Raw genomic sequence first — 1,680 nt, forward strand, 5'->3', positions numbered from 1 at the left:
AATACTGTAAATTTTTTATGTAAAAAAAATTTTTTAAATGAAGCGTTTTCAAAGTTATTTTAATATTGTAATAGTCCCTACCTGTTGCTAAAATGAATCATAGAAAATGGAATTAAGGGGATAGAATGGATGATTTTGATCGAGGTTTTTGTTTATGCAGGGATTATAGCTGCTAGCATTTCTGGTACTTTGGTTGGTATTCAAAAGAAATTGGACTTATTTGGTGTTGTTTTTTTAGCAGCTTGTACTGCGCTTGGCGGAGGGTTAATTCGTGATATTATTTTAGGTCAAACGGTACCAAATGCTTTCGCAAAACCTCAATACTTTATCGTAAGTACAGTCGTTTCAATTGTAACATGGTTATTTTATCAACGAACAATGCAGTTTCAATCAACTTTAATCATTACTGATGCAATCGGTTTAGGTGTTTTTACTGCTGTTGGTTCATATTCGGCAATTGATCACGGTTTAAAAGGTTCTTTTTTAATTATTTCGATGGGTTTAATCACTGGAATTGGTGGTGGAATTATGCGAGATGTGTTCGCAAGAGAAATTCCATTCGTACTCCGTAAAGAAATTTATGCAATTGCAGCAATTATTGGCTCAATAACAATTTTGTTTACACATGGTGAATTTACTAAACTGCAATCTTTGTATATTTGTTTTCTAATTACAACCGCCATTAGAATTATTGCTGTACGATACAAAGTAAACTTTCCTATTAGAAATGTAAATGATAAATCGTTTTTACTTTAAGCTTAACAAAATTGTTAAGCTATTTTTAATGGTCCTAACCAATAATTGATTAGGACCATTTTTATTACTTAGAAACACTATTTGATTCTATGTATTCTTTATATAAAATTTCTTTTTGTACATATTCTTTTAATTCATCAATCACTTCAGCTACTTTTGCAAAAGCTTCAGGCTTCACAACTGTATCATTTTCAAAATCAACTGGATCTAAAACTAGTTGTTTTGGTAATGCATTTCCATAAACACCACGAATTACAGTTCTCATACTATTTAAAGCGTTTATACCACCTTTTCCACCACCAGCTACTGCTAATAATGAGATTGGCTTTTTCTTAAATGGCTCAGAGCCTAATAGTTCAACTAGATTTTTTAAAGCTCCACTCATCGCATTATTGTACTCTGGTGTACAAATAACGATTCCATCAGCTTTAACTAGTAATTCTCTAATTGCTTTAACTGCTTCTATTTCTTTTTGTTCAGCTTCCCCGTTATAAAGAGGAACTTGCTCAAATGCTAAATCTAAATTTGTAAAATTATTAGAATCTGAGATTTGTTTTGCTAAGAATCTAGTTCGACCATTTGCTCTAGGTGAACCATTTACTACTACAATATTCATTTAAATTCCCCTCACTACTTAAAATAATTGTCGCTTAATTGACAATTTTTTACGAATAATTCTTTTAAACTACAAATTAAAGTATAAATGAAATCTATTTATTTGCCTATCAATTTAAACAGAATTTAATGAAAACTTCGATTTTATAAATCTGGTTGAACCGCGAATAAAATATTTATTTCATTATGAGGAAAAAAATCTAAGCTTCTTGCCATTTTGATTCCTCATGAAACCTTTATGAGGACCTAAATCTTAGCTTCTTGCCATTTTACTTCCTCATGAACCCTTTATGAGGAAGTATGTCTCAT

Annotated in this window: 2 protein-coding genes; one reads left to right on the forward strand and one right to left on the reverse strand. The window is 30.7% G+C overall.

The window, feature by feature from the left end; all coding sequences use genetic code 11:
• Window positions 1-129 precede the first annotated feature (129 nt).
• Window positions 130-756 carry a trimeric intracellular cation channel family protein gene (locus tag CN514_RS14085; protein WP_098233138.1) on the forward strand — a complete coding sequence of 209 codons (627 nt, stop codon included), beginning with the start codon at window positions 130-132 and terminating at the stop codon, window positions 754-756.
• 64 nt (window positions 757-820) lie between these two features.
• On the opposite strand, the gene CN514_RS14090 is transcribed toward CN514_RS14085, so the two are convergent.
• The gene (locus CN514_RS14090) at window positions 821-1,372 is read right to left on the reverse strand and encodes an NADPH-dependent FMN reductase (RefSeq protein WP_098233139.1); all 552 of its coding nucleotides are present in this window, start codon (window positions 1,370-1,372) and stop codon (window positions 821-823) included.
• Window positions 1,373-1,680: the final 308 nt, after the last annotated feature.

Source organism: Bacillus sp. AFS001701 (genome assembly GCF_002559405.1).
In the GTDB taxonomy this organism is placed as follows: domain Bacteria; phylum Bacillota; class Bacilli; order Bacillales; family Bacillaceae_G; genus Gottfriedia.